24 protein-coding genes are annotated in these 26831 nt (G+C 71.9%); 7 read left to right on the forward strand and 17 right to left on the reverse strand.

Going from position 1 to position 26831, the window contains the following annotated elements:
• Positions 1–63 precede the first annotated feature (63 nt).
• From BM290_RS32430 to BM290_RS32445, 4 genes are read left to right on the forward strand one after another with little or no spacing between them, the layout of a single operon-like run.
• Positions 64–492, forward strand: coding sequence for a peptidase associated/transthyretin-like domain-containing protein (locus tag BM290_RS32430; RefSeq protein ID WP_093619743.1), 429 nt, complete (start codon positions 64–66; stop codon positions 490–492).
• Positions 493–516: 24 nt separating this feature from the next.
• Complete coding sequence (locus tag BM290_RS32435; RefSeq protein ID WP_093619744.1) at positions 517–2115, forward strand: phospholipid carrier-dependent glycosyltransferase; 1599 nt, start codon at positions 517–519, stop codon at positions 2113–2115.
• 39 nt (positions 2116–2154) lie between these two features.
• The gene (locus BM290_RS32440) at positions 2155–3816 is read left to right on the forward strand and encodes a GMC oxidoreductase (protein WP_093619745.1); all 1662 of its coding nucleotides are present in this window, start codon (positions 2155–2157) and stop codon (positions 3814–3816) included.
• Between the two features lie 11 nt (positions 3817–3827).
• Positions 3828–4550 (forward strand): SDR family oxidoreductase, encoded by a 723-nt coding sequence (locus tag BM290_RS32445; protein WP_203779550.1) that lies wholly within the window; start codon positions 3828–3830, stop codon positions 4548–4550.
• A gap of 67 nt (positions 4551–4617) precedes the next feature.
• Here the strand turns inward: BM290_RS32445 and BM290_RS32450 are convergent, their stop codons facing one another.
• Positions 4618–6084 (reverse strand): deoxyguanosinetriphosphate triphosphohydrolase family protein, encoded by a 1467-nt coding sequence (locus BM290_RS32450; RefSeq protein WP_093619747.1) that lies wholly within the window; start codon positions 6082–6084, stop codon positions 4618–4620.
• A gap of 11 nt (positions 6085–6095) precedes the next feature.
• A complete protein-coding gene (locus BM290_RS32455; RefSeq protein WP_093619748.1) occupies positions 6096–6674 on the reverse strand; it encodes an LURP-one-related family protein in 579 nt (192 codons plus the stop codon).
• 89 nt (positions 6675–6763) lie between these two features.
• Between BM290_RS32455 and BM290_RS32460 the strand changes: the two genes are divergently transcribed.
• The gene (locus BM290_RS32460; protein WP_093619749.1) at positions 6764–7861 is read left to right on the forward strand and encodes an MBL fold metallo-hydrolase; all 1098 of its coding nucleotides are present in this window, start codon (positions 6764–6766) and stop codon (positions 7859–7861) included.
• Here BM290_RS32460 and BM290_RS32465 read toward each other — a convergent pair.
• The 15 genes from BM290_RS32465 to BM290_RS32535 form a co-directional block, all read right to left on the reverse strand.
• Entirely contained in the window at positions 7854–8765 is a 912-nt protein-coding gene (locus BM290_RS32465; protein WP_093619750.1) for a diacylglycerol/lipid kinase family protein, read from the reverse strand. The two genes, BM290_RS32460 and BM290_RS32465, sit on opposite strands and share 8 nt — an antisense overlap.
• A gap of 105 nt (positions 8766–8870) precedes the next feature.
• On the reverse strand, positions 8871–9071 hold the full coding sequence (locus tag BM290_RS32470) for a hypothetical protein (RefSeq protein WP_093619751.1): 201 nt from the start codon (positions 9069–9071) through the stop codon (positions 8871–8873).
• 26 nt (positions 9072–9097) lie between these two features.
• Entirely contained in the window at positions 9098–9664 is a 567-nt protein-coding gene (locus BM290_RS32475; RefSeq protein ID WP_093619752.1) for a GAF domain-containing protein, read from the reverse strand.
• A gap of 46 nt (positions 9665–9710) precedes the next feature.
• Complete coding sequence (locus BM290_RS32480; RefSeq protein ID WP_177319990.1) at positions 9711–10988, reverse strand: hemolysin family protein; 1278 nt, start codon at positions 10986–10988, stop codon at positions 9711–9713.
• Positions 10989–11045: 57 nt separating this feature from the next.
• Positions 11046–11948, reverse strand: coding sequence for a DNA-3-methyladenine glycosylase family protein (locus tag BM290_RS32485; RefSeq protein ID WP_093619753.1), 903 nt, complete (start codon positions 11946–11948; stop codon positions 11046–11048).
• 251 nt (positions 11949–12199) lie between these two features.
• The gene (locus BM290_RS32490) at positions 12200–13399 is read right to left on the reverse strand and encodes a Pecanex-like protein 1 (protein ID WP_093619754.1); all 1200 of its coding nucleotides are present in this window, start codon (positions 13397–13399) and stop codon (positions 12200–12202) included.
• A 43-nt stretch (positions 13400–13442) separates the two neighbouring features.
• Positions 13443–14225, reverse strand: coding sequence for a DUF4142 domain-containing protein (locus BM290_RS32495; protein WP_093619755.1), 783 nt, complete (start codon positions 14223–14225; stop codon positions 13443–13445).
• Positions 14226–14260: 35 nt separating this feature from the next.
• Positions 14261–14986, reverse strand: coding sequence for a COG4315 family predicted lipoprotein (locus BM290_RS32500; protein ID WP_093619756.1), 726 nt, complete (start codon positions 14984–14986; stop codon positions 14261–14263).
• Positions 14987–15165: 179 nt separating this feature from the next.
• A complete protein-coding gene (locus BM290_RS32505; protein ID WP_093619757.1) occupies positions 15166–15942 on the reverse strand; it encodes an anti-sigma factor family protein in 777 nt (258 codons plus the stop codon).
• The gene (locus BM290_RS32510; protein ID WP_093619758.1) at positions 15939–16619 is read right to left on the reverse strand and encodes a sigma-70 family RNA polymerase sigma factor; all 681 of its coding nucleotides are present in this window, start codon (positions 16617–16619) and stop codon (positions 15939–15941) included. The genes BM290_RS32505 and BM290_RS32510 overlap by 4 nt, the downstream gene beginning before the upstream one ends.
• A gap of 631 nt (positions 16620–17250) precedes the next feature.
• The gene (locus BM290_RS32515; protein ID WP_093619759.1) at positions 17251–18225 is read right to left on the reverse strand and encodes a hypothetical protein; all 975 of its coding nucleotides are present in this window, start codon (positions 18223–18225) and stop codon (positions 17251–17253) included.
• Entirely contained in the window at positions 18222–20711 is a 2490-nt protein-coding gene (locus tag BM290_RS32520; protein ID WP_093619760.1) for an AAA family ATPase, read from the reverse strand. Before BM290_RS32520 ends, BM290_RS32515 begins: the two co-directional genes overlap by 4 nt.
• Positions 20708–21862, reverse strand: coding sequence for an exonuclease SbcCD subunit D (locus tag BM290_RS32525; RefSeq protein ID WP_093619761.1), 1155 nt, complete (start codon positions 21860–21862; stop codon positions 20708–20710). Before BM290_RS32525 ends, BM290_RS32520 begins: the two co-directional genes overlap by 4 nt.
• A 21-nt stretch (positions 21863–21883) precedes the next feature.
• The gene (locus tag BM290_RS32530; RefSeq protein WP_093619762.1) at positions 21884–23629 is read right to left on the reverse strand and encodes an ATP-binding protein; all 1746 of its coding nucleotides are present in this window, start codon (positions 23627–23629) and stop codon (positions 21884–21886) included.
• 187 nt (positions 23630–23816) lie between these two features.
• On the reverse strand, positions 23817–24512 hold the full coding sequence (locus BM290_RS32535; protein ID WP_239143837.1) for a pyrimidine reductase family protein: 696 nt from the start codon (positions 24510–24512) through the stop codon (positions 23817–23819).
• A gap of 413 nt (positions 24513–24925) precedes the next feature.
• On the opposite strand from BM290_RS32535, the gene BM290_RS32540 reads away from it, so the two are divergent.
• Both BM290_RS32540 and BM290_RS32545 read left to right on the forward strand, forming a co-directional pair.
• Positions 24926–25636 (forward strand): ACT domain-containing protein, encoded by a 711-nt coding sequence (locus BM290_RS32540; protein WP_093619966.1) that lies wholly within the window; start codon positions 24926–24928, stop codon positions 25634–25636.
• Positions 25637–25754: 118 nt separating this feature from the next.
• Complete coding sequence (locus BM290_RS32545; protein ID WP_093619763.1) at positions 25755–26795, forward strand: GNAT family N-acetyltransferase; 1041 nt, start codon at positions 25755–25757, stop codon at positions 26793–26795.
• Positions 26796–26831 lie beyond the last annotated feature (36 nt).

Consider the following 26831-nt stretch of genomic DNA (forward strand, 5'->3'; position numbering starts at 1 on the left):
GTGCTCCGTTTCCGCCACCGGCGAACCCCTCAGCGGCCGCCGATCCCGGGCGAAGAGACGGCCATGACAGAGCCTGCTCTCGGCGTCCCCCTCACCGTCAAGCTGCGCCTGGTGAGCGCGAGCTCGGGACGCCCGCGGACCGGATGCGCGGTCAGCCTGTGGCACTGCGGCGACCTGGCGGCCGGCCGCCAGGTCGCCGACCCGGCCGGCTGGGTCTCATTCGGCAGCGCGTTCCCCGAGGCGCAGGCCGGGCACTGGCCGCACGTGCACTTCGCGGTCCACTCCGGTGACGGCGAGGTGCTGCACAGCGCCCAGCTCGCGCTGCCCGGCGACGCGTGCGCCAAGGCGTACTGCACGGCGCAGCGACGGCGTCTCGACGGGATGAGTCTCGGCCGGGACTGCTGCGGCACCGGAGAGTGGGCCGTGGAAATACCTTCGGTGACCGGCGACGCGGCCCGCGGCCTGGTGGCCACCCGCACGGTGGGCGTGTGATCCGGGCCCGGCTAGATTGGCCCGATGCCACGACGCCGCCTGCTCTACGTCCTGGCCGTGGTGGCGATGCTGGGGCAGATGGCGTTCGCCATGGTGACCACGGCGATCCAGCAGTCACCGACGATCGACGAGCCGGTCTACGTGGCCACCGCCGAGGTCTACCGGCAGCAGCACAGCCTGCGCTACAACCCGGAGCACCCGCCGCTCGGCAAGCTGATCATCGCGGCCGGGACGGCGTTCGCCGGCGCCGAGCTCGACCCGGCCTATCCGGGCAACCAGACCCGGCTCGGGCGGCACCTGCTCTACGAGACCGGCAACAACCCGTTCCAGCTGATGCTGCTGGCCCGGCTGCCGGTCATCCTGCTCACCCTGGTCTTCGGGCTGGTGGTGCTGCTCTTCGCGCGTGACCTGGCCGGGCCGTGGGGCGGTCTGATCGCCCTCACGATGTACTGCTTCTCCCCCGACGTGATCGCGCACGGCTCACTGGCCACCCTCGACGTGCCGGCCGCCGGGCTGCTGCTCACCGCGTTCTGGGCGGCGTGGCGCGCGCGGACCCGCCCCGGGCTCTGGGTCCCGGTGGCCGGGGCGGCTCTCGGGGCGGCGCTCGCCACCCGGATGAGCGTGCTTCCGGCCGTACCCCTGCTGGTCCTGCTCTCCGGATGGTCCGCCTGGCGGGCCCGGCCCGGTGACCTGAAGCGCCGCCTGCTGATCGCCGCCGGAGCGGGCCTGGGCGCCGGGCTGATCGCGGTGGCCGTGGTGTGGTTCGTCTATCTCGTGGTGGATCCACGGTTGCGCTGGACCAGCCCGCCCAACCTGCCCGACGTGCACGGCCTGAAGCGTCTGGCGGTGGATCTGCTGCCGTTCCCGCAGGCCTACACCGACGGCATGCTGATCCAGTTCAAGTTCGAGAACCGGCTGTTCAACGGGTTCCTGCTGGGTGAGTCCTACAAGGGGTCGCCCTGGTACTACATGCCGGTCGCGATCCTGATCAAGACCCCGCTCGGCATGCTGGCGCTGTGGATCGGCGGGCTCGTCACCATGCTGACGGCGCCGCGGCTGCGGGCCGCGCTGCTCTACCTGCTGCCGGTCTCGGTGGTGCTGCTGCTGGTCACGATGACCGGAGCCCGCAACTACGGCACGCGGTACGCGATCCACCTGCACCTGTTCCTGGCGGTCGCGGCGGGGGCCGTCGCGCTGATCAGGCTCCCGGCGTCGCGGGTCGCGGCCGGGCTGCTGGTGCTCTGGGTCGTGGTCAGCTCGGCGCTGACCTTCCCGTTCTACCTGCCCTACTCCAACGAGGCGTTCGGCGGGACCACGCGGACCCACCTCAACCTGCACGACGCGAACGTCGACTGGGGCCAGGACCTCGCCCGCCTCGGCGTCTATCTGCGGGCCGAACACCCGGGCGAGCAGGTGTGGCTCGTCTACAAGGGGTCCGGGGTGCCCGCCTACTACGGGATCCAGGCGCGCGATCCGTACTCGGTGCCGCTCGACCAGGTCCACGGTCTGCTCGTCGTCTCCGACTCCCGGGTGGCGCTGGCCGGGCCCCGACTCAAGCAGATGATCGCCACCTCCCAGGAGATCGGCGACGTCGGGCATTCGATCCGGATCTATCGCCGCTGACCCTTGTCGGTTACTCGCCGGTAATGCTTAGGTGACACGATGACGCACTTCGACATCGTGATCGTGGGCAGCGGCTTCGGTGGCAGCGTCAGCGCTCTGCGGCTGGCGGAGAAGGGATACCGGGTCGCCGTGCTCGAAGCCGGCCGCCGGTTCACCCCCGACACCCTGCCCAAGACCTCCTGGGACCTGCGCAACTTCCTCTGGGCCCCCCGGCTCGGGATGCGCGGCATGCAGCGGATCACCCTGCTCAAGGACATCATGGTGCTGTCCGCGGCCGGGGTCGGCGGTGGCTCGCTGGTCTACGCCAACACGCTCTACGTGCCACCCACGCCGTTCTTCGACGACCCGCACTGGTCCGGCATCACCGACTGGTCGGCCGAGCTGGCGCCCTTCTACGATCAGGCGTCGCGGATGCTCGGCGTCGTCGAACAGCCGACCATGACGCCGTCCGATGTCGTCATCAAGCAGGTCGCCGAGGACATGGGCGTGGGGCACACGTTCCGGCGTACCCCCGTCGGGGTCTTCTTCGGCGAGCCGGGCAAGACCGTGCCGGATCCGTATTTCGGCGGCGCCGGACCGGACCGCACCGGCTGCGTCGAATGCGGCAACTGCATGATCGGCTGCCGGGTCGGCGCCAAGAACCGGCTCGACGTCAACTACCTCTACCTGGCCGAGCGGGCCGGCGTCACGGTCCACCCGGACACCGAGGTGACGACCCTGCGCCCGGAGGGGGCCGGCTGGCGGATCGAGACCCGGCGCGGAGTCTTCACCGCCGAGCAGGTCATCCTCTCCGCCGGGGCGCTCGGCACCCAGCGGCTCCTGCACACCATGAAGGACCGCGGCGTGCTGCCCGCCCTCTCCGGCCGGCTCGGGCAGCTCACCCGCACCAACTCGGAGGCGCTGCTCGGCGCCGCCACCAAGGACGTGCCCGAGCAGCCGTTCTCCCAGGGCATCGCGATCACGTCGTCGTTCCACCCGGACGCCGACACCCACATCGAGCCCGTCCGTTACGGGCCGCGCAGCAACGCCATGGGGCTGCTCTCCACGATCCTCGTCGACGGGGGTGGGCGGGTGCCGCGGCCGCTGCGGTTCCTCTGGCAGGCCCTGCGGCACCCGGTCGTCCTCGGGCACTCGCTCTCCGTCCGCCGGTGGAGCGAGCGGACCATCATCGCCCTGGTCATGCAGTCGGTGGACAACTCGCTCACGGTACGGCGCACCCGTACCGGCCGGCTCACCACGAGTCTCGGCCACGGCGCCGCCAACCCGACCTGGATTCCGGTCGGCCACGACGCCGTCCGCCGGATCGCCGACCGGATCGGCGGATACCCGGGCGGCACCGTCGGCGACATCGTCAACATCCCGCTCACCGCGCACATCCTCGGCGGCGCCACCATCGGCGACTCGCCGTCCACCGGGGTGGTCGACGCCTACCACCGGGTCTACGGATACCCCGGGCTGCACGTCATCGACGGCTCTGCCGTCCCGGCGAACCTCGGCGTCAACCCGTCCCTGACGATCACCGCCCTGGCCGAACGCGCCATCGCCCTCTGGCCCAACAAGGGCGAACCCGACCCGCGCCCGTCCGCCGGCGCCCCCTACCAGCGCCTGAGCCCGGTCCCGCCCCGGTCCCCGGTCGTCCCCGCGCACGCCCCGGCCGCCCTCCGCCTCATCCCGGCCCCACGCCCCCGCCCGGCCGCCTAGCATCGATGGGCATGACAGTCTCTCTCGCCGGGAAGGTCGCGCTCGTCACCGGTGGCTCCCGTGGCATCGGCCGAGCCGTCGTCGAACGCCTCACCAGCGACGGCGCTCGGGTCGTGTTCACCTACCACTCCGCGGAGGCGGAGGCCACGAAGCTCGCCGAGGAGACCGGCGCCGAACCGGTCCGATGCGACCAGGCCGACCTCGACACCCTGCCGGCGATCTTCGCACCCGTCCGCGACGGCCTGGACATCCTGGTCAACAACGCCGGCATCGCCTTCGCCCGCCCGATAGCCGAGATCACCGTCGACGACTTCGACCGCCTGCTCACGATCAACACGAAGTTCCCGACATTCGCCATCAGGACGGCCATCCCCCTGCTGCGTGACGGCGGCCGGATCATCAACCTCTCCAGCATCAACACCGCCCTCCCCAGCCCCGGCGCCGGCCTCTACAGCGCCAGTAAAGCCGCTCTCGAACAGATCACCCGGGTAGCCTCCCGCGAACTCGGCCCACGCCGCATCACCGTCAACACCGTCTCCCCCGGCGCCACCGACACCGACATGCTGCGCTCGGTCAACACCCCCGAAGGACTCGACCGCGCCGTGACCTTCACCGCCCTTCAGCGCCTCGGCACGCCGGCCGACGTAGCCGCCGTGATCGCCTTCCTGGCCGGCCCGGACGCCGCCTGGATAACCGGCCAGAACCTCCACGCCGGCGGTGGTTACGTCATCTGAGACCCCCGCACCGGTACGCCGTGCGCCACCCCCAACCGCAACCACACCGACCCAAGCGCGAGGCGCGTCAGAGGACGAAGGCGTCGGTCCAGAGCTGGCGGGAGCGGCCCGACAACGCCTCCATCAGGCCGACGGCCTGGCTGTCGGTGAGGCCGGCGACGAAGTCGACGACGGCGCGGCCCCGGGCGCGGGAGAGGCGGTCGGGGGTGCCGGCCGGGAGTTCGGTCTCGGCGAGTTCGACCAGGTCGCGCAGGCGGCGTGGGAGGCGCTGCGCCTCGTCGGGGTCGGTGATCCAGGCGATCAGGGCCTCGACCAGGGAGGCGAGGAGGCGGGCCTGGCCGCGCTGGTGGAGGGCGAGGTCGGGGCGTTCGAGGACGAAGCGGTTCTGGACGAACTTGAGGATCTGCACCTCGTGCCATTGGGCGCGGGACAGCTGGGCGTGGCCGCTGCGGACGGCGGGCTGGCCGGTGAGTTCGACGGCGTCGACGAGGCGGCGGGTCCAGTTGGCGGAGAAGGCGGCGACCCGGGCCTCGGCTTCGAGGGAGCCGTCGAAGGGGCGGGCGAGGAGGCCGTCGACGAGTTCGGCGCGGACGAGTTCGACGGCGTCGGCGAAGGCCTCGTCGTCGGCGATCCAGTCCTCCTTGCGGCGCAGGGTGCGGCGCAGCGACTCGATGGCGCCGCCGGCGCGGGTGAGGTCGGATTCGCTGCCCCAGCGCTGCCAGGCCATCAACTCGGTGGCGACGAGGCCCTGCTGGAGGACGCCGACCCGGTGCACGTCCTCGAGGTCGTGGATGGCGTAGGCGATGTCGTCGGCGGCGTCCATCACGGAGGCCTCGACGGTCTGCTGCCAGTCGGCGACCCGGCCGGCGAACGGGGCGCGGGCGGCGCGGACGTCGGCGATCTCGGTGGAGTAGGCGCCGAACTTGAGGGAGCCGCCGTCCGGGTCGCCGGGGACGACGGCGGCGCCGCGTGGGGGCGGGTCCATGAACCGGGGGTGCGGGTCGGGGTGGGTGAGGCGGGTCCACGGGTATTTGAGGATGGCGGCGCGGACCGCGTTGGTCAGGTTGAGCCCGATGGTGGCCTGGCCGCCGATCTCGGTGCTGGTGACGATCCGGTACGACTGGGCGTTGCCCTCGAAGCCGTCGGGCAGCCCGAGCCGGTGCCGGGCGAGCCGATCGAGGACCCGTTCGCCGAGGTGCCCGAAGGGCGGGTGGCCGAGGTCGTGGGCGAGCGCGGCGGCCTCGACGACGTCCGGGTCGCAGCCGCCGAGCTTCTCGGCCAGGTCGGGTGTCGCGGCCTGGAGGCGTTCGGCGACGGCCCGGCCGACCTGCGCCACCTTGAGGCTGTGAGTGAGCCGGTTGTGGACGAGGAGTCCCGCCCCGCCGGGGCTGATCACCTGGGTGACCCCGGCGAGACGGGCCAGGAAGGGTGAGCTGACGATCCGGTCCCGGTCGACCCGGAACGGGCTCTGTGCCAGATCTCCGGGGGCCACCAGACTGTCACCGAAGAGGCGCTGAGCACGTGGATCGTCCATGCCCGCAGAATCTACCGACTCTGCAGGGCGTCCAGCGCGACGGCCATGGCCACGACGAGACGGCGGTCCAGGTACTGGTCGTAGATGCTGACCTGGTACGTGTCCCGCAGACCCCACTTGCGCACCACCGAGAAGGCCGGGCGGCCCTGGATGGTGAAGTCGAAGTGGTACGGCAGCCACGACAGGTAGTCGACGAACCGGCGCAGCACCGCGACCCACGGGTTGCGCTCCTGACCGGCGATCTCGCCGTAGCCGGGCTGCTCGACGACCCAGCTGGAGCGCAGCAGGGAGGCCGCGAAGTTCTTCCGGAACAGGCCGATGGGCTGCCCGCTCGCGTCGAAGACGTCGTAGGTGGCGCCGAGGTCGATGACCTGACGGGCCTTGAAGCCGAGCACCGGGTACTGCTTGGTGTCGTCGGTGTAGAGGGTGACCTGCTCCTTGAACGCCAGCCGCTTCTGCTGAGCGAAGGCGAGCAGGCCGGCCTCCTCCCCGGTGGGGGAGACGGCGTGGACCTCGTACTGGTTGACCATGAGGCGGATGCGCTGACGCACGATGAGGTGTGTCTGCTGCTGAAGGGTGTCTTGCGTCACCGCGGCAGTGTGTCATACCGGTCACTTGCTGAGGCAATGCTGAGGGCCACGGTGGCCGTGGCGAACCCGGGCAGGCCAGACTGGAGCCCATGGCGAAACGAACGCGTACCGTGATGGCTCTGGCGCTGGCCGCCGCGGCGGTGTGGGCCGCCCGCGACATTCCCGCTCAGCTGGGCGCCCGGGCCTCCGGGTCCCGCCGGTCCCGGGTCGAGTCGTCGCCGCAGTATTCCGGCGGCAAGTTCCGCAACACGGTGCCGGCCACCGAGGTCACCGCCGCGTCGATGCCGCGGCTCGCGGTGGCGGCGGCCACCGGCCGCGAGGCGCGGCGGCCGCATCTTCCGGTCCCGGTGGTCACGCCGGCTCCGGGCGGCGACGCTGAGGGTCTTCACATCACGTGGTACGGGCATTCCTCCGCCCTGATCGAGATCGAGGGCCGCCGGGTCCTGCTCGACCCGGTGTGGAGCGACCGCTGTTCCCCGTCCCGGCTGGCCGGCCCGCGACGGCTGCACGAGCCGCCGGTGGCGCTGCGCGACCTGCCCCCGATCGACGCCGTGGTGATCTCCCACGACCACTACGACCACCTGGACATGGCCACCATCCAGACGCTGGCCGACCTGCAGGCCGCGAAATTCCTGGTGCCGCTGGGCGTCGGGGCGCACCTGGAGCGCTGGGGCGTGCCGGTGGGGCGGATCGTCGAGCTGGACTGGCAGGAGCGGGCCACGGTCGCCGGGGTGGAGTTCGTGGCGACGCCGGCGCGGCACTTCTCCGGGCGTGGCCTGACCCGTGACGAGACGCTCTGGGCCAGCTGGGTGATCAACGGGCCGACGCGGCGGGTGTTCTACTCGGGCGACACCGGCTACTTCCCCGGGTTCGCGGAGATCGGCGCGGAGTTCGGGCCGTTCGACGCCACGCTGGTGCAGATCGGGGCGTATGGGGACGCCTGGCCGGACATCCACATGACCCCGGAGGACGGGGTGGCCACCCACGTCGACGTGCGCGGCGGGCTGCTGGTCCCGGTGCACTGGGCGACTTTCAACCTGGCTCTGCACGACTGGGCGGAGCCGGCCGACCGGACCTGGCGGGAGGCGAAGGCGCGGGATGTGGCGCTGGCCGTGCCGCGGCCCGGCGAGCGGGTCGACGTCGACAACCCGCCGCCGGTCGACGGCTGGTGGCAGCAGATCAGCTAGCCGGCTCCGCTCGGGGCACACAGATCTGGACGGCGGCCGGGACGATCTCGGCGGTGAACTCCTTCGTCTTGGCGCGGGCGCCGCCGTCCAGCTCGTACTCGAGTTTCGAGGCCAGGGTGACGTCGATCCGCCGGGCCCGGGTGGTCCGGACGAACGGCGAGTGGTCGGAGCGGCTGACCGCCATGGTGCCGAGGGCACGCGCCCACTGGAGGGCGTTCTGCGCGGTGGCGACGCCGACGTCGAGCCAGCCGTCGTCGGGGCTCGCGTCGTCGAAGGCGTGGATGCCGCCGGTGATGGTGCCGACGTTGCCGATCAGCACGCAGCTGGCCTCGCCGTCGAACCAGTCGGTGCCGTCGATGCGGATGGTCGCGTGCGGCGCCTCGCCGTTGACGTGCCGCAGGCCGGTCCAGACGTAGGCCAGCTTGCCGAGCCGGTCCTTGAGCGCGCCGTCGGCGTCCTTGATCATCGCCCCGTCGAAGCCGACGCCGGCCATCACCGCGAAGTGCTCCCCGGCGAGCCGGCCCAGGTCGTAGCGGCGGCGCTCGCCGGTGAAGGCGATGTCGACGGCCTTCTCCAGGTCGGTGGGGATACCCAGGTTGCCGGCGAGCAGGTTGCCGGTGCCGGCCGGCATGATCGCGACCGGGATCTTGGACCCGCCCTTCTCCTGGGCGAGGACGTCGAGGGTGCGCTGGACCATCCCGTCGCCACCCCAGACGACGAGCAGGTCCACGCCGGCCCGGACGGCCTTGCGGACCTTCTTCGGCGCCTTGCGGCTCTTCGGGACCTCGTACCACAGCAGCTTCTCGACGTCGCGGCCGGTCAGCAGCCGGCGCAGCTCGTCGAGGCCGCCACCGAGGGTCTTGCGCTGGTGGGCGACGACGGCGATCGTGCGGGGTGTACGCATGCCGCCGCCGTTACCCGGTCCGGGTCACACCCGAAACCCGTGTGGTTCGCACCGGTGTCCCAGCGCCGCTGAGACACCGGCGACGACCCCACCGGGCCACCGCGCTCAGCGGAAGCCGAAGCGGCGGCGCTTCTTGCGGCCGAACAGGGTCTGTGCGGTGTCGGCGCCCTGCCGGAGCCACCGGGAGGCGCGGTTGTTCGGTCCGCGGCGGCGCTCCACGGCTTCGCCGAGCTTGCGGGCGCCCGCCACACCGAGCGGGACGAGGATCGCGGTCAGCACCATTCTGCGAAGGAAGTTCCAGATCATGCCCTCTGATTACCCACTCGGCATGATCAGTTCACGGTCTCCCGCATACGTTGTTCGGCGGCGGCGCTGCGGATCACCATGAGCCGCAGCTCCAGCTCGTCGGCGACGATCGAGGCGAGGTGCTGCAGCGCGGTGAGCTGGCGCGGGTCCGCCTCCCGCGGCACGCTGTCGATCACGTTGACGGTGCCGAGGCGGTAGCCGTCGTGGGTGCGGATCGGCGCGGCGGCGTAGAACCGCAGGCCCAGCTCGCCCCGGACCAGGGGGTGCTCCAGGGTGCGCGGGTCCACGGCGGCGTTGTTGATCACATAGACGTCGTCCTGGGCGATCACCGAGGCACACAGGCCGGGCTCCCTGCCGACCTCGCGCACGCCGCTCAGCCCCTGGCAGGCGGCCAGCCACACCCGGTCCCGCTCGACCAGGGAGACGGTCGCGATCGGCGTGCCGAAGAGGGCACCGGCCACGAAGGCGATCCGGTCGTACGCGTCCTCCACCGGCTGGTCGACCAACCGGTAGCGGCGCACAGCGGCGAGCCGGTCCTGCTCCCGCGGGTCCACGTTGTCCAGGTACTCGTAGGCGTTCGACGACTCCGTCATGGACGGAAGCCTATGCCCGGAACCGGCGGGGACGTCGCACAGATCGTCAGTCGACGGGCTCGGGGAGCGCGCGGACCCGTACCTCGGTGATGGCCCGTCCGGTCACCTCGGTCACCTCGGCGGTGAACTCGGGCAGCCTCACCACCTCCCCCGGCCCGGTGGGGATGTGCCCCAGCTTGGCCAGCACCATCCCGGCGATCGTGGTGTAGTCGCCCTCCTCCTGGTGGTGCCCGTGGAAGCCGACGTCCGGCAGGTCGTGGATGGGGAACGATCCGGGCATCAGCAGGGCGCCGTCGGGCTCGCGGACCGTCGCCGCCACGTCCCTGTCGGTCTCGTCGTAGATCTCCCCGACGATCTCCTCGACCAGATCCTCGATCGTGACGATGCCCTCGATGGCGCCACGCTCGTCGACGACCAGCGCGAGCGGCTGACGTCCGCCGCGGAGCTGCTTGAGGGCGTCGGTGACCCGCAGCGTCTCCGGCAGGAACAACGGCGGCCGGGCCAGATCGTCGACCGGGCAGTCCGCCCCGACCAGATCACGCAGGTGCACCACGCCGATCACGTCGTCCAGCCCGGCCGGGCCGATCACCGGGGCCCGGGAGTGCCCACCGTCGATCAGCGCGCGCAACGCCTCGGCGGCGGGCCGGCCGCTGGCCAGGCTGAGCACGTCGCGGCGGGGCACCAGAATCTCCCGCAGGATCCGGTCGGCGATCTCGAACGCCCCGGAGATGATGGTCCGCTGCTCGGCGGAGAACTCCTGCTGGGCGGCGACCAGGTCACGGATCTCCTCGGTGGTGACCTCGTCGCGCTGGGCGCGCGGATCGACACCCGCCAGCCGGACCACCACATCGGTGGACTTCCCGAGCAGCCAGACGGCCGGGCGGGAGATCTTCGACAGCACGTTGAGCGGCCTGGCCACCAGCATCGCCCATCCCTCGGCCCGGTTCATCGCGATCCGTTTCGGCGCCAGCTCCCCGAGGACCAGGGTCACGAAGGTCAGCACCAGGGTGGTCAGGACCGTGGCGACGCCGTCGGCCGCGAACCCGAGGAAGCCCAGATGTGCCGCCACCGGGTCCTTGAAGGTCGTGTTGGCCACGGCGGAGGCGAGAAGCCCGCCCAGGGTGATGCCGATCTGGATGGTGGCCAGGAACCGGTTGGAGTCGCGGGTCAGGCCGGCCAGCACCCGGCCGGACCGGGATTCCCGCTCCAGGCGCTGCACCTGGCCCTCGCGGAGCGAGATGAGGGCCATCTCGCTGCCGGTGAACACAGCGTTGAACAGGATCAGGAGGAACACCAGAAGGATCGGAACGCCCAGGCCATCCATCGCTTCGCCCTTCGGGACAAATCACACATTCCCGAACAATTTAGCGAGCAGTACGGGTCAGAATCGGGAGAACGACCGCAGCGGCATCCGGGGACCGAACTTCGGGGCGCTGATGCCGCCGAGCGCCAGCAGATCGCAGACCCGGCCACGATGCCCGCGGAACGGCTCCAGCAGCTCCAGCATCCGCTCGTCGGTGCCGCGCACCTCACCGGCCAGCGCGTAGGCCACCGTGTTCGGGATGTGGAAGTCGCCGACGCTCACCGCGTCGGGGTCACCGTGCGACAGGCGCACCGTCTCGGCGGCGGTCCACGGGCCGATCCCCGGCAGCGCGGTCATCCGGGCCGTGAGCTCGGCCGCGTCGGCACAGGCCTCCAGCCGGTCGGCGACCTGCGCGGCGCGCAGCAGCGCCTGGGTGCGGCGCTGCTCCACCCCGAACGGATGGAACACCCAGTAGGGGGTGGCCGCCACGGCGGCCGGATCCGGTGGCAGGACCAGCTCGACCGGGCCGGGCGCGGGCTCCCCGAAATGCCGGCAGACCGCGCGGTACGACCGGTGCGCCTCCTTGCCGGTGACCTTCTGCTCCAGGATCGCGCGCATCAGACGGGGGAAGACCCGGCCGGTGGCGGGTAGCCGTACCCCCGAGAAGGTTTTCGCCAGACGCGCGACGAGCGGATGCCGCGCCGCCAGCGCCGGGAGACCGCTCACATCGTCGCGGAGGCCGGCGACCGCGTCCGCGCGGTCGACGGCCCAGCGGGCGCCGGGCCCGTGACCGGTCGCCACGAGATCCCCGGCAGATCGGGCCAGATGCAGAGTGGCCGGGCCCTCCGGTGTACGCATCGCCAGCCAGAACCCGTCCTGGCGGACCAGGCCGCACGGATCGTGTTTCGGCACGAGCAGCGGCCGCACCGAGGGACCGAAGGCATAACGCTCCGGTGGGCTCAGCCGGCGGGTCTCGGTCACCGCGCAACTATGCCACTCCGGCGCCCCCGGAGGCGGGCACGCCGATGGCCCTGACCATGCTCCGGGGTCAGGGCCATCGGGCCGTGACCGGACACCCGAGAAAGGTCCGGTCACACTGTGCGAAACCGCCGCCGGCGTCCGGCAGGGGGAAGGACGCCCACCGGCGCTGACGGGGGGCCCGGCCCGGGTTGCCCCGGACCGGTTCAGCGCAGGTGGATCGACGTCGGTTCCGCGGTCGGTGGTCGTACCGGTCAGCGGACCCGGACTCGGATCGAGTCGAAGGCCGGCGTCTGGTTGGCGCGCTCCATCATCGGGATACGGTGCGAGCCGTCACCCGCCCACGAGGAGCACTGGAACTCGCCCGCCTGGGGCAGGCCCGGCACCTGAATGGCGACGGTGTCCGGCTGAGCGCCACCGCGGCGGTCCTCGGTCGCGACGAAGAACGCCGGGACCGGGTCCGGGGCGGGAGCCGCGTTGCGGTTGTCCAGGATTCGGCAGGCGGTGTGGAAGTGACCGCGGACGATGCCGTTCTGCAGAACGCTGGACTCCACGTAGTAGCCACCCTGGCCGGCCGCGAGGAACCGGTCACGGATCAGGTTCCGGGTGCTCACCTGGATGGTGAACGGGGTGTTCCGGTTGACCTGACGCGGAGCGTTGGTGATCAGCAGGGTCGGGTTGTTCGCGGCCGCGCCGACCTCACCGAACTCGGTCGAGACGCACCGGTTGCCCTTCTGGAAACCGTCGTGGTCCTCCAGGTTGGAGGTGTCGCAGCTGTTGGTGAGCACACCGAGGCCGGCGCCGGGCGGCGGCGTGACGGCTCCGCCGCCGTTGTTGCCACCGTTGTTGCCCTGGTTGCCACCGTTGTTGCCCTGGTTGCCGCCGTTGTTGTTCCCACCGTTGTTGTTGCCGCCGTTGTTGGCGGGCGCGGAGGAAGCGGCCTGGCTCGGCGCGGCGCTGGCGTTGCCGCCGTTGTTGTTGCCACCGTTGTTGTTGCCGCCGTTGTTGCCCTGGTTGCCACCATTGTTGCCCTGGTTGCCACCGTTGTTGTTGCCGCCGTTGTTGCCCTGGCCGTTGCCGCGGCCCCGGTTCGTCTGGTTGGCGACGTTCTTCGTTACCCAGTCACGGCACCGGGCCTGGAGCTGGGCGGTCGTCGCCACGTCGCCGGCGCCGTCGTCCGCGTGCTGCGTGACCTGGCCGTTGTTCGTGGTGTACGTGCCCTTCCGCGTCTGAGTGGACAGACGGGACCGAGCCGGGGCCTGCAGCTTGTCGCAGGCGGCGAGCGCAGAGTTCGTGCCGGCGTTGTTCTGGCTCTTCGTGCCGGCACTGGAGATCTGCGTGACGGTCACGACGCCACCGAACGCGGCCAGGGCGGCAGCAGCGACGACGACTATGCGGCGCCGACCGCTGAACCACGCCGGGGAGTTGGCGCGCCGGTACTTGGACCTTCGCATGGGTGACACCTTTCTCTGTCGCCGTGGGTGGGCGATGTTTGACCTACCGTGCGCGGAAGATGCGCATGGTGGTGACGACCCCGACCACCAGCGCGGCAGCGAGGACCAACAGGATCACGGTGTTACTGAGACCGGGCACGTTCTGGCCCTCGGTGGCGGCGATGAGCATCTGGTTGTCGATGGGGACCGGGCCTCCGCCCGGGTTCGCCGCCGGCGCCGGCGCTGTGGGCAGCGCGGCGTAGTCCACGATGCCGCTGCTCTCCAGCAGCGTCATGTGCGTCATCACGAACTGGTTGGTCTGCTGGGCGAGCTTGCGGACCGAGTCGTTACGGGTGGTGCCCCGGATCGTGGCGATCGCCGGGAAGATCTTGCCGTGTGCGGCCCGCAGCCGGTCGATGAAGATCTGGTCGAACTGCTGCGGGGTGGCGGCGTTCTCCATCTCCTTCAGCCAGGCCTGCTGGTCGCCGTTCGGCTGGTTCGGCAGCATGATGCCGAGCTTCGCGGCGACCGCGCGGTCCAGGGCGTCGAGCGAGACGTGCTGCAGAGCGATGTCCGCGCCGATCTTCTTGACGTCCGGGTTCTTCGACTTCTCCGCCGCCATGTTGCCGGCGGGGATCTCCCAGAGGCCGGCGAGCCGGACCTTGACCACGAAGTCACGGTCCGCGTCGCTGATCACGCCGGCGCCGTTGTCGGTGAGACCGGTGTTCGGGGGCACGGGCACCACCGGGTTGTCAGCGGCCCGCGCCAGTCCGGCCGGTGTCACCATGAACGCCAGGGACAGCGCCAGCGTGGCGGTCAGCCATCGGGGGATCCGGCGGGTCCTCATGTATCTCCTCCAACCTCTCCAGTGCCTGTGCCAGGTCAGTAGCTGTAGTCGCTGCCCGAGTCCGAGCCGCCGGCGTCGCCGGAGGTGTCGTCGGCGGGAGGAGCGACCGGCTTGGAGACCGCGGGGAGGCACGTGAGGTTCTTGGTGCCGTTCGGCTGGATCACGAACCAGGTGCCGCTGACGTTCTGGCCCTTCCACTGACCCGGCTTCTTGTCGCCGATGTAGCGGTAGAGCGGCCAGCCCTTGAGGGTCAGCTGCTTGGTGCCGTCGGCCCGGGTGACCGTTCCGACGAGCGACTCGTCGACGCCGCTCAGCTTGGGCTCGCCGTCGTTGGTGACCGCCGGCGGCCAGATCTTGGCGCAGTCGCCGTTGCAGTTCGACTTGGCCGGGCTGTCCTCGTCCTTGTCGAAGCGGTAGAGGACGAAGCCGTTCTCGTCCTGGACCGTCGTGCCCATCCGCGCGACCTTCTGCGCCTTGAGCTCGTTGGTGGCCAGCTCGTCGCTGATCTCCGGGGTGTTCGCGTCACCAGGGGCCGCCTCGGCGGTCGCCCCGGCGCTCGGGTCCGTCTCGGGCGCGGCGCCGGCGGTCGCGCCGGGCGTCGCCGCCACATCGTTGGACGCCGGCTCAGCGGCGTTTCCGTAGTCGGCGGTGTTGAGACCGGCCGGGGCGCATCCCGTCAGTGCGATCGCCGCAACCAACGACGCGCCGAGAACCTTCAACTTCCGCTTCTCCGGTGCCACGGGGCCCTCCAGCTGATTCATGGCTCTGGCATTTCCGGGCAGTAGTACGGAGGGCGGTCGAAGACGGTTGAACATTCGGGTCGATCAAATCAATGATTTTTCGGTTGAACCTTCCGGCCGTCCGGCACGTAATACGGAGACCCCTGACGTGAAAAATGGCCCGGTCGCTCAGCGACCGGGCCATTTCCGTGCTCGTACGGTTACGGAACGCGAACCAGGGTCTCCCCGGCGCCGCTCTGGGTGATCTCCTGCACCTGCACGTGGGCGATGTCCGTGACCGGGGTGGAGGTGACGGCCTGGAGCATCAGCGGCTCCTTGTTGGCGGCCGTGCCCCAGCCCTTCTCCCCCACCGTCCAGGCGGCGACCTTCTCCGAGGTGCCGTCCCGGCGGACCAGGAACAGGGCGCACTCCTTCGGCCCGGTGACCCCGGCGACCGCGAAGGAGACCTGGGTGCCCCAGTCCTTCTTCAGCAGGCCGACCACGGCGCTGACCCCGGTCCGCGCGTCGTTGCCGGTGTAGTTCTCACCGGGCAGCTTCGTGCCACCGATGTTCACGCCACCGACCGGCAGCGGGTCGAGCTGGTTGCCGGCCTCGGCCGGAGTGGTCGGCGTGCCCGGCCCGTTGTCCGGGGCGAGCCACTGACCACCGGCGAAGAGCGCGCCGATGGAGAGCATCGCGAAGACCACCACGGCGGCGGCCAGCGAGTAGAGCCGGCGGCTGTTGGCCCGCTGCCGCTCCGCGCCGACCTCGCGCAGCATCTTGTTGAGCACCGCGCCGTCCCGCTCGGCCCGCTCGGCGGCCACGAAGGCCTCGCCGTCGACGGTCGCCAGGACGTCGGCCACCTCGACGAACGACTCCAGCTCGTACGCGCACTGCGCGCAGTCGATGAGGTGGTCCTCGAAACGGGCCGCGTCACGGTCGTCCAGGATGCCGAGGGCGTACGACGCGACGTCGTAGTGCTGCTGGTCCTGCGTCATTCCGTCACCCCCCGCTGCTGCAGCGCGGTGCGCAGGGCACGCAGCGCGTAGTAGACCCGCGACTTGGCCGTGCCGAGCGGCAGGTTCAGCGCCTCGGCCGCCTCCGGCACGGTGCGCCCGCGGAAGTACGTCTCGATGAGAATCTCCCGATGCGAATGGCTGAGCTGCCGGAGCGCGTCCGACACCGTCATCGACTGCAGGACCTTGTCGGTCTCGTCGGACGTGGTCGGGAAACTCTCCAGCTCCCGATCATACGTCTCGGCGGGGCGGGCGTTGGCGCTGCGATGCTCGTCGATGGCGATCCGCCGGGCGACGGTGACCAGCCACGGGCGCAGCGACTGCTGGCCCTGCGCGCCGAGCCGGTGCGCGTTGCGCCAGGCACGGAGCAGCGTCTCCTGCACGATGTCCTCGGCGCGCTGCCGGTCACCGCCGGTCAGCCGCAGGACGAACATCAGCAGCGGGCCGGCGTGCTCCTCGTACAGCAACCGGACGAGCGTGTCCTCGTGACCGGGCGTGCTGCTGGGAGCGGCCTCGTGCCGCGGCGACTGTCGCGGGATCACCGTGCCCTCGTCCCGGTTGTTGCCACCGTCGAGAGCCTGCCACCTACCACCGGAGTGTTGCCGTGCCATCACACGCACCCTCTCCGGCGCGAGCCGATCCTCGGCCACCGCATGCATCGATACCTCCGCCCGGACCTTTCCCCGTCGCCCGATATACGGCCGGGAGGCCCGGCCGGGATCAAAGCCGGGGCGAGAATTTCCGGGACACTTGGTCTCAACGGTCCTCCGCTGCGTTCGAGAGGGAAGGCGCGCCCAGCCGCCGATCACGCTCTGTATTGATCAACGCCGATTGGGACGCCAGGTAAGGGCGAATGATACTCAGTGACATTCGACCCTGGACATGTCCCCGAGAATAATTCTCCCGGTCGGGAGAGAGCGTGATCTCGCAGCGTGAACAAGCGATTCCGCTGCGTCGTCACAGGTGCGTAATGTGCGGTGAATGAGCGCTCCGGCGAACCGAACGGGGGATGCTCGAATTCCGGTCGGACCCTTTCGGGCGACGCCCGTCGGGGAGCGCTCCCATTTTCGATCTCGCAGTTCCCGGGCCTGCGCGAGCGGACCTGCCGACCGGCGGCGCGGCGACGGAACGCTCGCCGGCGCCGAGGCGCGCTCAAGCGGGCGCGGCTGTGCGCGGGCGTTCCGCGATACGGATCGGCATCTCAGCCAGCGGGACGGAACAAGCCCTTCTGGGATCCCTCCGGCCCACTGGACGGGAAAGGTGTGTGCACGAGCACAGACAGGGGCGGCCTCAGCGGGTGTGACTGGTCGCCAGCGACAACGCTCGGTGCAGGACCCGGGCGTCGCCCAGCATGCCCCGCAGCCGCCGCTCCAGCCCCGCGATCGGCACCAGATTCTGCGGGGCCCGGGGATCCTTGTACGCCGACGAGGCGAACCGCGGCAGCGTCGCCACCGACACCTCGGCCAGCTCGATCGCCTGCTCCGCGGTCAGCTCCGGCGAGCACTCCACCCGCACGATGCCCGACCACGGCGCGCCCGACGAGCCGGGCAGCCGCAGATACCACGACCAGCCGCCCCACACCGAGCCGAGATGGAAGACCGGCGTCCGCTGGCCGGGCCGCAGCCGGGGCACGATCGCCTCCTGCGCGGCCGGCAGATAGTGCTTCTGCTGGGTCTTCACGTAGCCGATCGTGCGGGGCAGCTGACGCCGGTTGCGCAACGGCCCGTCCACCACCAGCAGATCGGCGCCGTCCGTGCCACCGTCCCGGGCCGCCGCCGAGATCTCGATCTCCAGCGCCGTCAGCGGGCCCTGCACGGCCGCCGGCAGCTTGCTGGCCTCGCCGTTGCCGCCGACCCGGTGCACCTCGTAGCGCACCGAGCCGGCCTGGACGTCGGTCGCCGACGGGCTGGCCGTGAACAGGCCCCGGGCCACCCGGGCGCCGACCAGCTCGGCGGCGCCCCGGGCCAGGTCGCATCGGACCACCCCGGCGGCGTACGAGGCGGCGAGCCCCGCATACGACGTGCCGTCCTCCTCGGCCGTCCACAGCCCGGCGTCGTTGCGCCGCACCCCGTCGACCAGGAACACCACGTCCGGCACCGTCGCGTCACGGGACACGTCGATCGGCGCCCACTCGGCGGCCGGCACCTCCACGTCCACGTCGACCTGAGCGCTGCTGGACGAGCCCGGCCCGTCCCCACCACCGTCGCCGCCCTCGAAGGAGGAGCCGTAGGACGGGTCCCACGCGTCGACGAACATCCTGGTCACAGGCCGACCCTCTCCACGTGGGCGGTACGCGCGTCCTTGTGCACCTCGAACCGGACCGGCACCCGCTCGGCCAGCGCGTGCACGTGGGTGACCAGCCCGACCATCCGGTCGCCGCGGGCCGCCAGATTCTCCAGAGTCGCCGCGACCACGTCGAGGGTGGCCGCGTCCAGGGTGCCGAAGCCCTCGTCCAGCACGATCGACTCCAGGCTCGCCGCGGTGGTGCTCATCCCGGCCAGTTGCTCGGAGAGGGCCAGCGCCAGGGCCAGCGACGCCTGGAACGTCTCGCCGCCGGACAGCGTCCGCACCCCGCGCCGCAGCCCCGCGTCGTGATGGTCCACGACGAAGAACTCGCCCTTCTCGTGCATCAACTCGTACTGCCCGCCGGTCAGCTCCCGCAGGATCCGCGACGCGCCGTCGACGAGCAGGTCGAGTGCCTCCTCCAGCAGCCAGCGCTCGAAGTTGTTCGCCCGCAGGTGCCCGGCCAGCGATTTCGCCACCCGGCTCGCGCGCAGCAGCGCGTCCCGCTGCTCGATCGCGGCCAGCGCCTCCGCACGCCGCTCGGTGAGCCGCCGCCAGGCCGCCTCGGCCCGCTCGGCGGTCACCGCGGCCGCCCGGATCAGCCCGGCCTCGTCCGCGGACGAGGGGCCGGCCACACCGGCGGCGGTGAACAGATCGACGATGTCGGCGCGGGCCCGGACCGTCTGCTGGTGCGCGGCGGCCACCGCGGACTCCGCCGCGACACGGGCCGCCTGCCGGGCGGCGTGCTCGCCGGACGCCCAGTCGACCAGCGCACGCCAGGCACCCGCGAGGTCGTCGCGGTCGGCGGGCGGCGGGCCGAACCGGGCCAGGCCGTCGCGGACCACGTCGAACGTACGCCAGGCGGCGCGCTGCCGCTCCTCGGCGGCCTTGACCACCGTGTGCGCCTTGCGCTGCGCCTCGCGGGCCGCCCGGACCGCCGCTCCGGCGCTCTCCAGGCCCCGCTGCAGCGCGCCCAGCTCGGCCAGCCGCTGCTGCAGCGCCTCCACCCCGGGCAGCGCCTCGACGGCCTTGCGCACCTCGGCGAGCCGGGTCAGATGGTGCTCGTACTGCCCGCGCTTGCGCTCCAGATCGAAGGCGGCGTTACGGGCGACCGCGTCCCGCTCGCGCCAGCGGGCCTGCGCCGACTCGGCCTCCTGCTTGGCCACGTTGCCGGCCTGCTCGGCGAGCCGGACCGCGGACTCGCGGGGCACCTCGGGCACCGCCGTGACGGTCTGCTCGCAGACCGGGCAGGCGTCGCCGGCGCTGAGGTGGCCGCGCAGCGCCGCCGCCCGGTCCCGCTGCTGAGCGTCCCGGTAGTCCTGGCGGGCCTGCTCCAGCAGCTGCTGGGCGCCCATGTGCTGGGCCTGGGCCAGCTCGGCGGCGGCCAGCGCGTCCCGGTGCTCGACGTCGGCCACCGACACCTTGCCGGCGAACCACTCCTCCTGCTCGATCAGCCGGGTCAGCTCGGTGTGCCGGTCGAGCGCCACCCGCAGCTGGCCGGGGTCGCCGGCCGCGGCCAGCTCGCCACGGACCTTCTCCTCGGCCTCCTCGGCCGCGTGGACCTCGTCGGTGGCCCGGTCGGCCGCGGCACGCGCCGCGGACACCGCGCCGGCCGCCTCGGACAGCCCCTCCGGGGCACGCACCGAGCCGAGCGCCGCGAGCTCCGCGTCGACCGCGTCACGGGCCTCCGAGGCGGCCACCTCGGCCTCCCGGGCGGACCGCAGCCCCGGCACCGCGGCCTCCACCGCGGCGGTCAGCTCCCGCATCCGCTCGAAGTGGGCGGCGGCCTGCTCGACGGCCTCGTCGGTGGCGTCCTCCAGAGCGCCGAGCTGCTGCTCGACCACGGTCAGCTTGGCCTCCGCCCCCTTACCCCGCTCGGCGGCCTTGACCTGCACCTCCTCGTAGACGTGCAGGCCCAGCAGGTTGACCAGGATCTGCTGCCGGGTGGCCGGTTTCGCGTGCAGGAAGTCGGCGAACTGGCCCTGCGGCAGCACCACGCAGCTGGTGAACTGCTCGTAGGGCAGGCCCACCGCGTCCAGCACGGCCGCGTCCATCTCGGCCGGGGTGCCGGCCAGGACCTCGCCCAGGTCCTCCAGGCCCATGCCGGTGTCGAGCTTGGTGACGTCGAAGCCGGGCGGCATCAGCTGCAGCCCGGCGCCCGCGGTCTTGACGTTGCCCCGGCCGTCGCGGCGCACCACCCGGGTCGCCACGAACCGGTCCCCCGCCGACTCGAAGACCAGGCGCACCCGGGCCTCGGCGGCCGACGGGGCGAGGGCGTTGCCGATCCCCCGCGTGCCGCCCCAGCGGGGCACCGTGCCGTAGAGGGCGAAGCAGATCGCGTCCAGGACGGTCGACTTGCCGGAGCCGGTCGGGCCGACCAGGGCGAAGTAGTCGGCGTCGGTGAAGTCCACGGTCGTCTGGTCACGGAAGACCGTGAACCCGGCCATGTCGAGCCTCAGTGGCCTCATCGGTTGCTGCTCACCTCGTCGTACAGCTCGTCGAAGAGCTCGCGGACGCCCTCCTCGGCGTTGCCGCGGCTGTCCAGGTAGTCGCCGAAGAGCTCGCGGGGCGAACGGCCGGCCCGCTCGGCGCCGCGTGCGCCGCTGCTCTTGGGCAGCATGTCCGGGTCGATGCGCACCTCCAGGGCGTTCGGCAGGAGCTCCTGCACGTCCTCGCGGAGGCCGGGCCGGGGCGCTTCCCGCACCAGGACACGCAGCCAGGCATCCGGAAGGTTCACCGTGGCGAGCTGCTCCAGCGTGCCGCGGACGGTCCGCAGGGTGAGCGCCGAGGTCACCGGCACGTCGCGGACGTGCGCGGCCCTGTCGGCGGACACGTCGACGATCGCGACCGAGCAGACATTTTCCTCCTCGCCGAAGTCGACGGCGAGCGGGCTGCCGGAGTAGCGGGTCGGGCACGGGGAGATCACCGACTGGGTACGGTGCAGATGGCCCAGGGCGACGTAGTGCGCGTTCGGCGGGAAGACGGTGGCCGGCACGGCATAACCCATGATCGTGTGCGCCTCCCGCTCGCCGCCGCCGGTGCTCGCGCCGACGATCGTCAGGTGGGCGGTCAGCAGGTTGACCACACCGGGCTCGCCGAACGGCTCACTGATCTTGGCGATCAGGCGGGCCATCAGGTCCGCATACGTCTGGTTGGCCTCGGCGGCGGTCAGGTCATACATCTCGGCGGCGCGGATCGCGTAGCGCTGGGAGAGGAACGGCAGAGCGACGAGCCGCCACCGCTCACCGCCCTCGGTCGTCCCCTCGATCAAGAGGTCCTTCAGATCCCCTTTGGGGTACGACCCACGCAGCTCGATCCCGGCCGCGTCGGCCCACGGGCGCAACGCGTCGAGCGCGGCCCCGTTGTCGTGGTTGCCGCCGATCGCCACCACCCGTGCGCCGGTCTTGCGCAGCGCCGACAGCGCCCGCGTCACGAGCCTGGTCGCCTCGGCGGTCGGCGCCGCGGTGTCGTAGAGGTCACCGGCCACGATCACCAGGTCCGGACGCTCGGCACGGGCTATCTCCACCACCTGGGCGAGAACCCTGATGTGCTCCTCGGTGCGGTTCTTGCCCTTGAGAACCTTGCCGACGTGCCAGTCGGAGGTGTGCAGGATGCGCATCGCTGAACCCTAGTCCGCTCGTCAGAAGGGAATGTCGTCGTCGGCCCCTGGTCGCCCGCCTATCACCGCGAACGGGTCGGCGCCCTGCACGATCGAGCGGAGCGTCTCGGCCGGCGGCGGCCCGGACTCCGACTTGCGGGTGGCCCACGCCGGGAACGGGAACTCGACGCAGAGCGGGACCGGGATGTCCGGCTGGTTCACGAACATCGTGCCCGGGCGGGCCAGCAGGGCGCGCTGGCGCATGGCCGGGGGGAGGAACCCGTACTCCGGGCGGGACGCCTCGGCCGGGTCGAGACGGCCGACCACGCGGATCGCCGAGTTCGTCACGATGCGGCGCTCGACCTCGCTGGCGGTCTGCTGGGCGCCGATCAGGATCACGCCGAGCGAGCGGCCGCGCTCGGCGATGTCGAGCAGCACCTCCTTGATCGGGGAGGAGCCCTCGCGCGGCGCGTACTTGTTCAGCTCGTCGAGGACCACGAAGAGCAGCGGGCGGCCGGTGCCCGACTTCTCCTTCTCCTCGAACTCGGTCTTCAGCGTCACACCGACCACGAACCGCTGCGCCCGGTCCGGCAGGTTGTGCAGGTCGACGACGGTCACCTGGGCGCTGTCGGCGGTCTTGATCCGGTGCGGGCGGCGCTGCGCCAGGTCGCCGCGGATCAGCCGGGACAGGTCGCGCTTGCTGCCGATCAGCCGCCGGGCGAACGCGTTGACGGTGCCCATGTTGACCGCGCTGCCCGCCCAGGTGGACCGGGTCTCGTCGTCGGTGAGCTGCTCGACCACGTGATCGACGAGATCCTGATACGAGCTGATCCGCTTGCCGTCGATGCTGATGCCGCCCTCGGCGGGCACCGCATACCGGTTGAGGTGGGCGGTCACCGAGTGGACCACCATCGTGTACTGCTGGCGCTCGTCGTCGGCGTCGGCGAACACATACGGCAGCAGTTTCTGCTCGCAGAACTCGGCGAGCGTCCAGTAGAAGGCGTCGACCCCGGTGAGCCGGCTGGCCACGTCGGGCGCGCCGGACGAGTCACCGGCCCGGGGCGGCGCGTAGACCCGCACGTCCGGGAAGGGGGCCGCGGGCAGGCCGAGCAACGCATACGCCTCGCGGGTCCGGTCGTCGAGCTTGGTGTTGGGATGGTCGAGGAAGAGCAGGTCCTCACCCTTGACGTTGAAGATCAGCGCGCGGGCGTTGGCGCCGTCGGCGCCCAGCTGGCCGGACCGGAACACCGAGTAGAGCAGGAACGTCGCGAAACTGGTCTTGGTCGCCACGCCGGAGATGCCGGAGATCGACACGTGCGCGCCCCGGGTGCCGTCGAGGAAGTCGGCGTTGAGGAAGACCGGGACCCCGTCACGGCCGGTGCCCATCGGGACCCGCCGCTCCATCCGGTCGAAGTGCAGCGCCGCGTCACGCGCGTCGCCGGAGGCCCGGTGCACCACGGCGCCCGGGGCGGGCGGCACGTAGAGCTCCGGGTCGACGCGGGTGGTGGTGATCTCGGCGGCCTCCTGCACCATGGCGGGCAGCGTGCCGTCGGCGATGGCGAACACGTCCGAGTCGAACTGGGCGCCCTCGTGCCGGGCCCGCACCTGGGTGACCACGCCGGCGATCGTCACCGGCTCGCGGTCCGGCAGGTCGCGCCGGGTCACCACGACGTCGTCGAGCTGGAGATAGCTGCCCGGGGTCACGGCCGTCCAGAACTGCAGCGGTGTCGCGTCCGCTGTTCCGAGCACCCGCCCGACGGGGGAAGTTTCGTCAGACACGGGGATCATGGTGCCTCAGAGGTACGACAAAATGCCCGCGCCCTTCGTTGTCCACAACTTCTGGTGTCCATCCACAGAGTTATGCACAAGATCTTGGCCTGATAACGGAGGCGCGCCCTGATGTGCACCGATCGGCCGGGATCGGCACTCATCTCACCTCCGGACATGCGGTGAGCGCCCGTTCCGTACATAGCGGTCAGGCCCGTACATACCGAAGGAAAAGCATGTCCTCGTGCGGGAGCGCGTGCCCCAGCGACATCCGGCGCGGGGGCGTGGGCGGCCCGTGCGCGATCCGGCCCGCCGCGCCGCCGGCCAGCATCGGGGCGACGGTCAGGCACAGCTCGTCGACCAGGTCCGCGGCGATCAGGGCGCCGAACAGGCCGGGGCCGCCCTCGCAGAGCACCTGCGTCGCGCCGCGCCCGTGCAGCACCCGCACCCCGGCGGCCAGGTCGACGTGCTCGTCACCGACCGCGATCACCTCGGCGACCTCGCGGACCGGCGCGCCGGCGGGCGCCGCGTGGTGGGTCAGCACGATCGGGCGGACCGGCGCGTCGGAGAAGACCAGCTGCTCCGGGTCGAGATCGAGAGAGCCGGAGACGATCACCATGAGCGGGAACTCGGGCAGCCCGTTCGCCCGCCGCCACGCCCGGTCCGCCTCGGTCAGGCGCAACGCGTCGTACCGCTCGGCGCGGACCGTGCCGGCCGCGACGACCAGGGCGTCGCAGACCGTACGCAGATGGTCGAAGATCTCCTTGTCACCGGGCCCCTGGAGGCCGGCGGAGAGGCCGTCGACCGCGACCGCCCCGTCGGCGCTCGCGATGAAGTTCGCCCGGAGGACCGGACGGGCGGACCGCGGGTAGTGGGCGAGCAGCGCGTCGCGGGTGAGGATCACGGGCCGGGCGGGCCGGTGACCGGCGGGGTCGGCTCGGGCTTGCGGTGCTGGCAGTCGCACCAGGACGCGCCCTTGCAGTCCTCGTGCCGCCGCTCCCGGCAGTCCGCACAGATCATGCCTAGACCCTAGACCCGTGGCCGGTAGTCGGTGCCGCCTCAGCGGCGCCGACGACCGGCCACGTCCCCCGGTCCCGCATATCGGGACGATGATCCACTCTTCGGGAGTACGGCACTGTCCGACACCCGACCGGCGAACCGCCCTCACCGGCGCGGACTCCTACTCTGAGGTGTGATTTCGGGCATATGACGCTGGCTTGACGGCCGGGACACGGCTGCGCAACCGGTCGGAAACGCCAGGTGGGCAGGGTGTTCAACGGGGACGGCGCCACCGGCCGTCGCGACGGGAGGATTTACATGTTGCTGCGGGTTCGAGTCACCCTTCCGGACCGCCCGGGCGCTCTGGGACAGGTCGCGCGCACTCTCGGGGTGGCCGGCGCCGACATCGTCCAGGTCGTGGTGCTGGAGCGCCTCGGCGGCCGCGCCGTCGACGACTTCACCGTCGTGTGGCCCGGCGCGACCCGCGTCGAGCGGCTCCTCGCCGGCCTGGCCGCGATCCCCGGTGTGCAGGTGGACGGCGTGTGGAAGGCGATAGGAGCACCGGTCAACGGCGGCCACGACGCCGAGCTGCTCGCCCAGGTCGCGGCGAACCCGGTGGACGGCCTGGCCACCCTCGTCGACGCCGTTCCGGGACTGCTCGCCGCCGACTGGGCCGCGGCCGCCGTCGTCCCGGCCGACTGGGCCGCGCGCAGCGGCGCCGGCGGGGGCAGCGAGCCCACCGTGGCGTACGCCAGCTGGCGCGCCCCGTCCCCGCTGCACCTGCCCGAGGTGACCCCGCTGCGGGCCCGCCCGATGACCGAGCCCGGTGGCGCGCGCTTCGCGGTGGCCCCGTTCGGCCGGGGCGGGCTGGTGCTGGTCGTCGCCCGTACCGACGAGGACGACCTGCCGGCCGCCGCCTTCCACGTCACCGAGGTGGACCGGGTGGCCCAGCTGGTCCGGGCCGCCGCCGTCATCCTCGGCACCCGGCTGGACTCCGTCGGCACGCCCGCCGCCGTCAATCCGGTGTGATCGTCCTAACCTCAGTTTTAGCAGCTCAGGCAATACCAACGCAACAACGGCGGTGCACTCTGAAAGGGGCCGGCAGCCGGATTCCGGCTCCCGGCCCCTGGAGGAAGGAGTGCCTTCGATGGCGTTGTGGCGTGTCCGGGCCACGGTCGACGACCGCCCCGGTTACCTCTCGGTGCTGACCGCGAGCCTGGCCCTGCGGTCGGTGAACATCCTCGCCGTCCAGGTGCACACCACCGAGGACGGCGCGGTCGACGACTTCCTGGTGGACGCTCCCGATCAGCTGACCGAGGCCGACCTGCTGGCCGCGGTGGCCAAGGGCCGTGGGCGCGACGCGTTCGTGGCCCGGGCCGAGGCGCAGGGGCTCGCCGATCAGCCGACCCGGGCGCTCGCGCTGGCCGGCCGGCTGGTTCACGAGCCCGACACGCTCGGCGAGGCCCTGGTGACGCTGCTCGACGCGACCGAGGTCCGCTGGCGCCCGCAGGGTGGGGACGTGCCCGGCTTCCACGGTGGCCGGATGACTCTCACCGACCCGGGCGGCGGCTCGCTCGAGGTGCTCCGGGCGCTGCCCGCCTTCACCCCCGCCGAGTTCGCCCGGGCGCAGGCGCTGGTCGAGGTGGCCACCGCGATCCACCGGCGGCACCGCGAGCAGGTGGCGCTGCTGCTGCCGGACGGCACCGAGATGGTGCTGCGCGCCGCCGGGCCCGACGACGTGGCCGCCGCCGGCGAGTTCCACGACGAGTGCTCCCCCGCGACGCTGCGCCAGCGCTACCCGGCCGGGGTCCCCACCGACGCGAGGCTGCGGCGCCTGCTGGAGCCGGCCGGCGGGCTGACCCTGCTCGCGGTCGCGCCGGGCGGCGCCGTGGTGGCGATGGCGACCCTGCTGGCCGAGGGCGACCTCGGCGAGGTCCGCGTGCTGGTCGCCGACGACTGGCAGCGGCGCGGCCTCGGCACGGCGTTGCTGCGGCGGCTCCGGGCACACGCCGCGAAGAACGGCGTCGCGGCGGTGGTGGCACACGTCGGCGCGGGCAACGTGGCGATGCTGCGCACCCTGCGCCGGGTCGGCGCCGGGCCGATCGAGCGGGACGGCGCGATGGTCACCGTCACCCTGCGGACGGCCGGCCCCCGCGTGACCGACGAGACCCCCGCCACCTCGGCGTGATCGGAGAGCGGCTGGTCGGCGTGATGTGAAAGCGGC

Origin of the sequence: Actinoplanes philippinensis (assembly GCF_900113015.1) — a bacterium.
In the GTDB taxonomy this organism is placed as follows: domain Bacteria; phylum Actinomycetota; class Actinomycetes; order Mycobacteriales; family Micromonosporaceae; genus Actinoplanes; species Actinoplanes philippinensis.

What these genes read in the sequence shown, in the direction of transcription:
- BM290_RS32430 (WP_093619743.1), top strand. Translation starts at nt 64, where the DNA reads ATGACAGAGCCTGCTCTCGGCGTCCCCCTCACCGTCAAGCTGCGCCTG.
- BM290_RS32435 (WP_093619744.1), top strand. Translation starts at nt 517, where the DNA reads ATGCCACGACGCCGCCTGCTCTACGTCCTGGCCGTGGTGGCGATGCTG.
- BM290_RS32440 (WP_093619745.1), top strand. Translation starts at nt 2,155, where the DNA reads ATGACGCACTTCGACATCGTGATCGTGGGCAGCGGCTTCGGTGGCAGC.
- BM290_RS32445 (WP_203779550.1), top strand. Translation starts at nt 3,828, where the DNA reads ATGACAGTCTCTCTCGCCGGGAAGGTCGCGCTCGTCACCGGTGGCTCC.
- BM290_RS32450 (WP_093619747.1), bottom strand. Translation starts at nt 6,084, where the DNA reads ATGGACGATCCACGTGCTCAGCGCCTCTTCGGTGACAGTCTGGTGGCC.
- BM290_RS32460 (WP_093619749.1), top strand. Translation starts at nt 6,764, where the DNA reads ATGGCGAAACGAACGCGTACCGTGATGGCTCTGGCGCTGGCCGCCGCG.
- BM290_RS32465 (WP_093619750.1), bottom strand. Translation starts at nt 8,765, where the DNA reads ATGCGTACACCCCGCACGATCGCCGTCGTCGCCCACCAGCGCAAGACC.
- BM290_RS32470 (WP_093619751.1), bottom strand. Translation starts at nt 9,071, where the DNA reads ATGATCTGGAACTTCCTTCGCAGAATGGTGCTGACCGCGATCCTCGTC.
- BM290_RS32475 (WP_093619752.1), bottom strand. Translation starts at nt 9,664, where the DNA reads ATGACGGAGTCGTCGAACGCCTACGAGTACCTGGACAACGTGGACCCG.
- BM290_RS32480 (WP_177319990.1), bottom strand. Translation starts at nt 10,988, where the DNA reads ATGGATGGCCTGGGCGTTCCGATCCTTCTGGTGTTCCTCCTGATCCTG.
- BM290_RS32490 (WP_093619754.1), bottom strand. Translation starts at nt 13,399, where the DNA reads ATGCGAAGGTCCAAGTACCGGCGCGCCAACTCCCCGGCGTGGTTCAGC.
- BM290_RS32495 (WP_093619755.1), bottom strand. Translation starts at nt 14,225, where the DNA reads ATGAGGACCCGCCGGATCCCCCGATGGCTGACCGCCACGCTGGCGCTG.
- BM290_RS32500 (WP_093619756.1), bottom strand. Translation starts at nt 14,986, where the DNA reads ATGAATCAGCTGGAGGGCCCCGTGGCACCGGAGAAGCGGAAGTTGAAG.
- BM290_RS32505 (WP_093619757.1), bottom strand. Translation starts at nt 15,942, where the DNA reads ATGACGCAGGACCAGCAGCACTACGACGTCGCGTCGTACGCCCTCGGC.
- BM290_RS32510 (WP_093619758.1), bottom strand. Translation starts at nt 16,619, where the DNA reads ATGCATGCGGTGGCCGAGGATCGGCTCGCGCCGGAGAGGGTGCGTGTG.
- BM290_RS32520 (WP_093619760.1), bottom strand. Translation starts at nt 20,711, where the DNA reads ATGAGGCCACTGAGGCTCGACATGGCCGGGTTCACGGTCTTCCGTGAC.
- BM290_RS32525 (WP_093619761.1), bottom strand. Translation starts at nt 21,862, where the DNA reads ATGCGCATCCTGCACACCTCCGACTGGCACGTCGGCAAGGTTCTCAAG.
- BM290_RS32530 (WP_093619762.1), bottom strand. Translation starts at nt 23,629, where the DNA reads ATGATCCCCGTGTCTGACGAAACTTCCCCCGTCGGGCGGGTGCTCGGA.
- BM290_RS32540 (WP_093619966.1), top strand. Translation starts at nt 24,926, where the DNA reads ATGTTGCTGCGGGTTCGAGTCACCCTTCCGGACCGCCCGGGCGCTCTG.
- BM290_RS32545 (WP_093619763.1), top strand. Translation starts at nt 25,755, where the DNA reads ATGGCGTTGTGGCGTGTCCGGGCCACGGTCGACGACCGCCCCGGTTAC.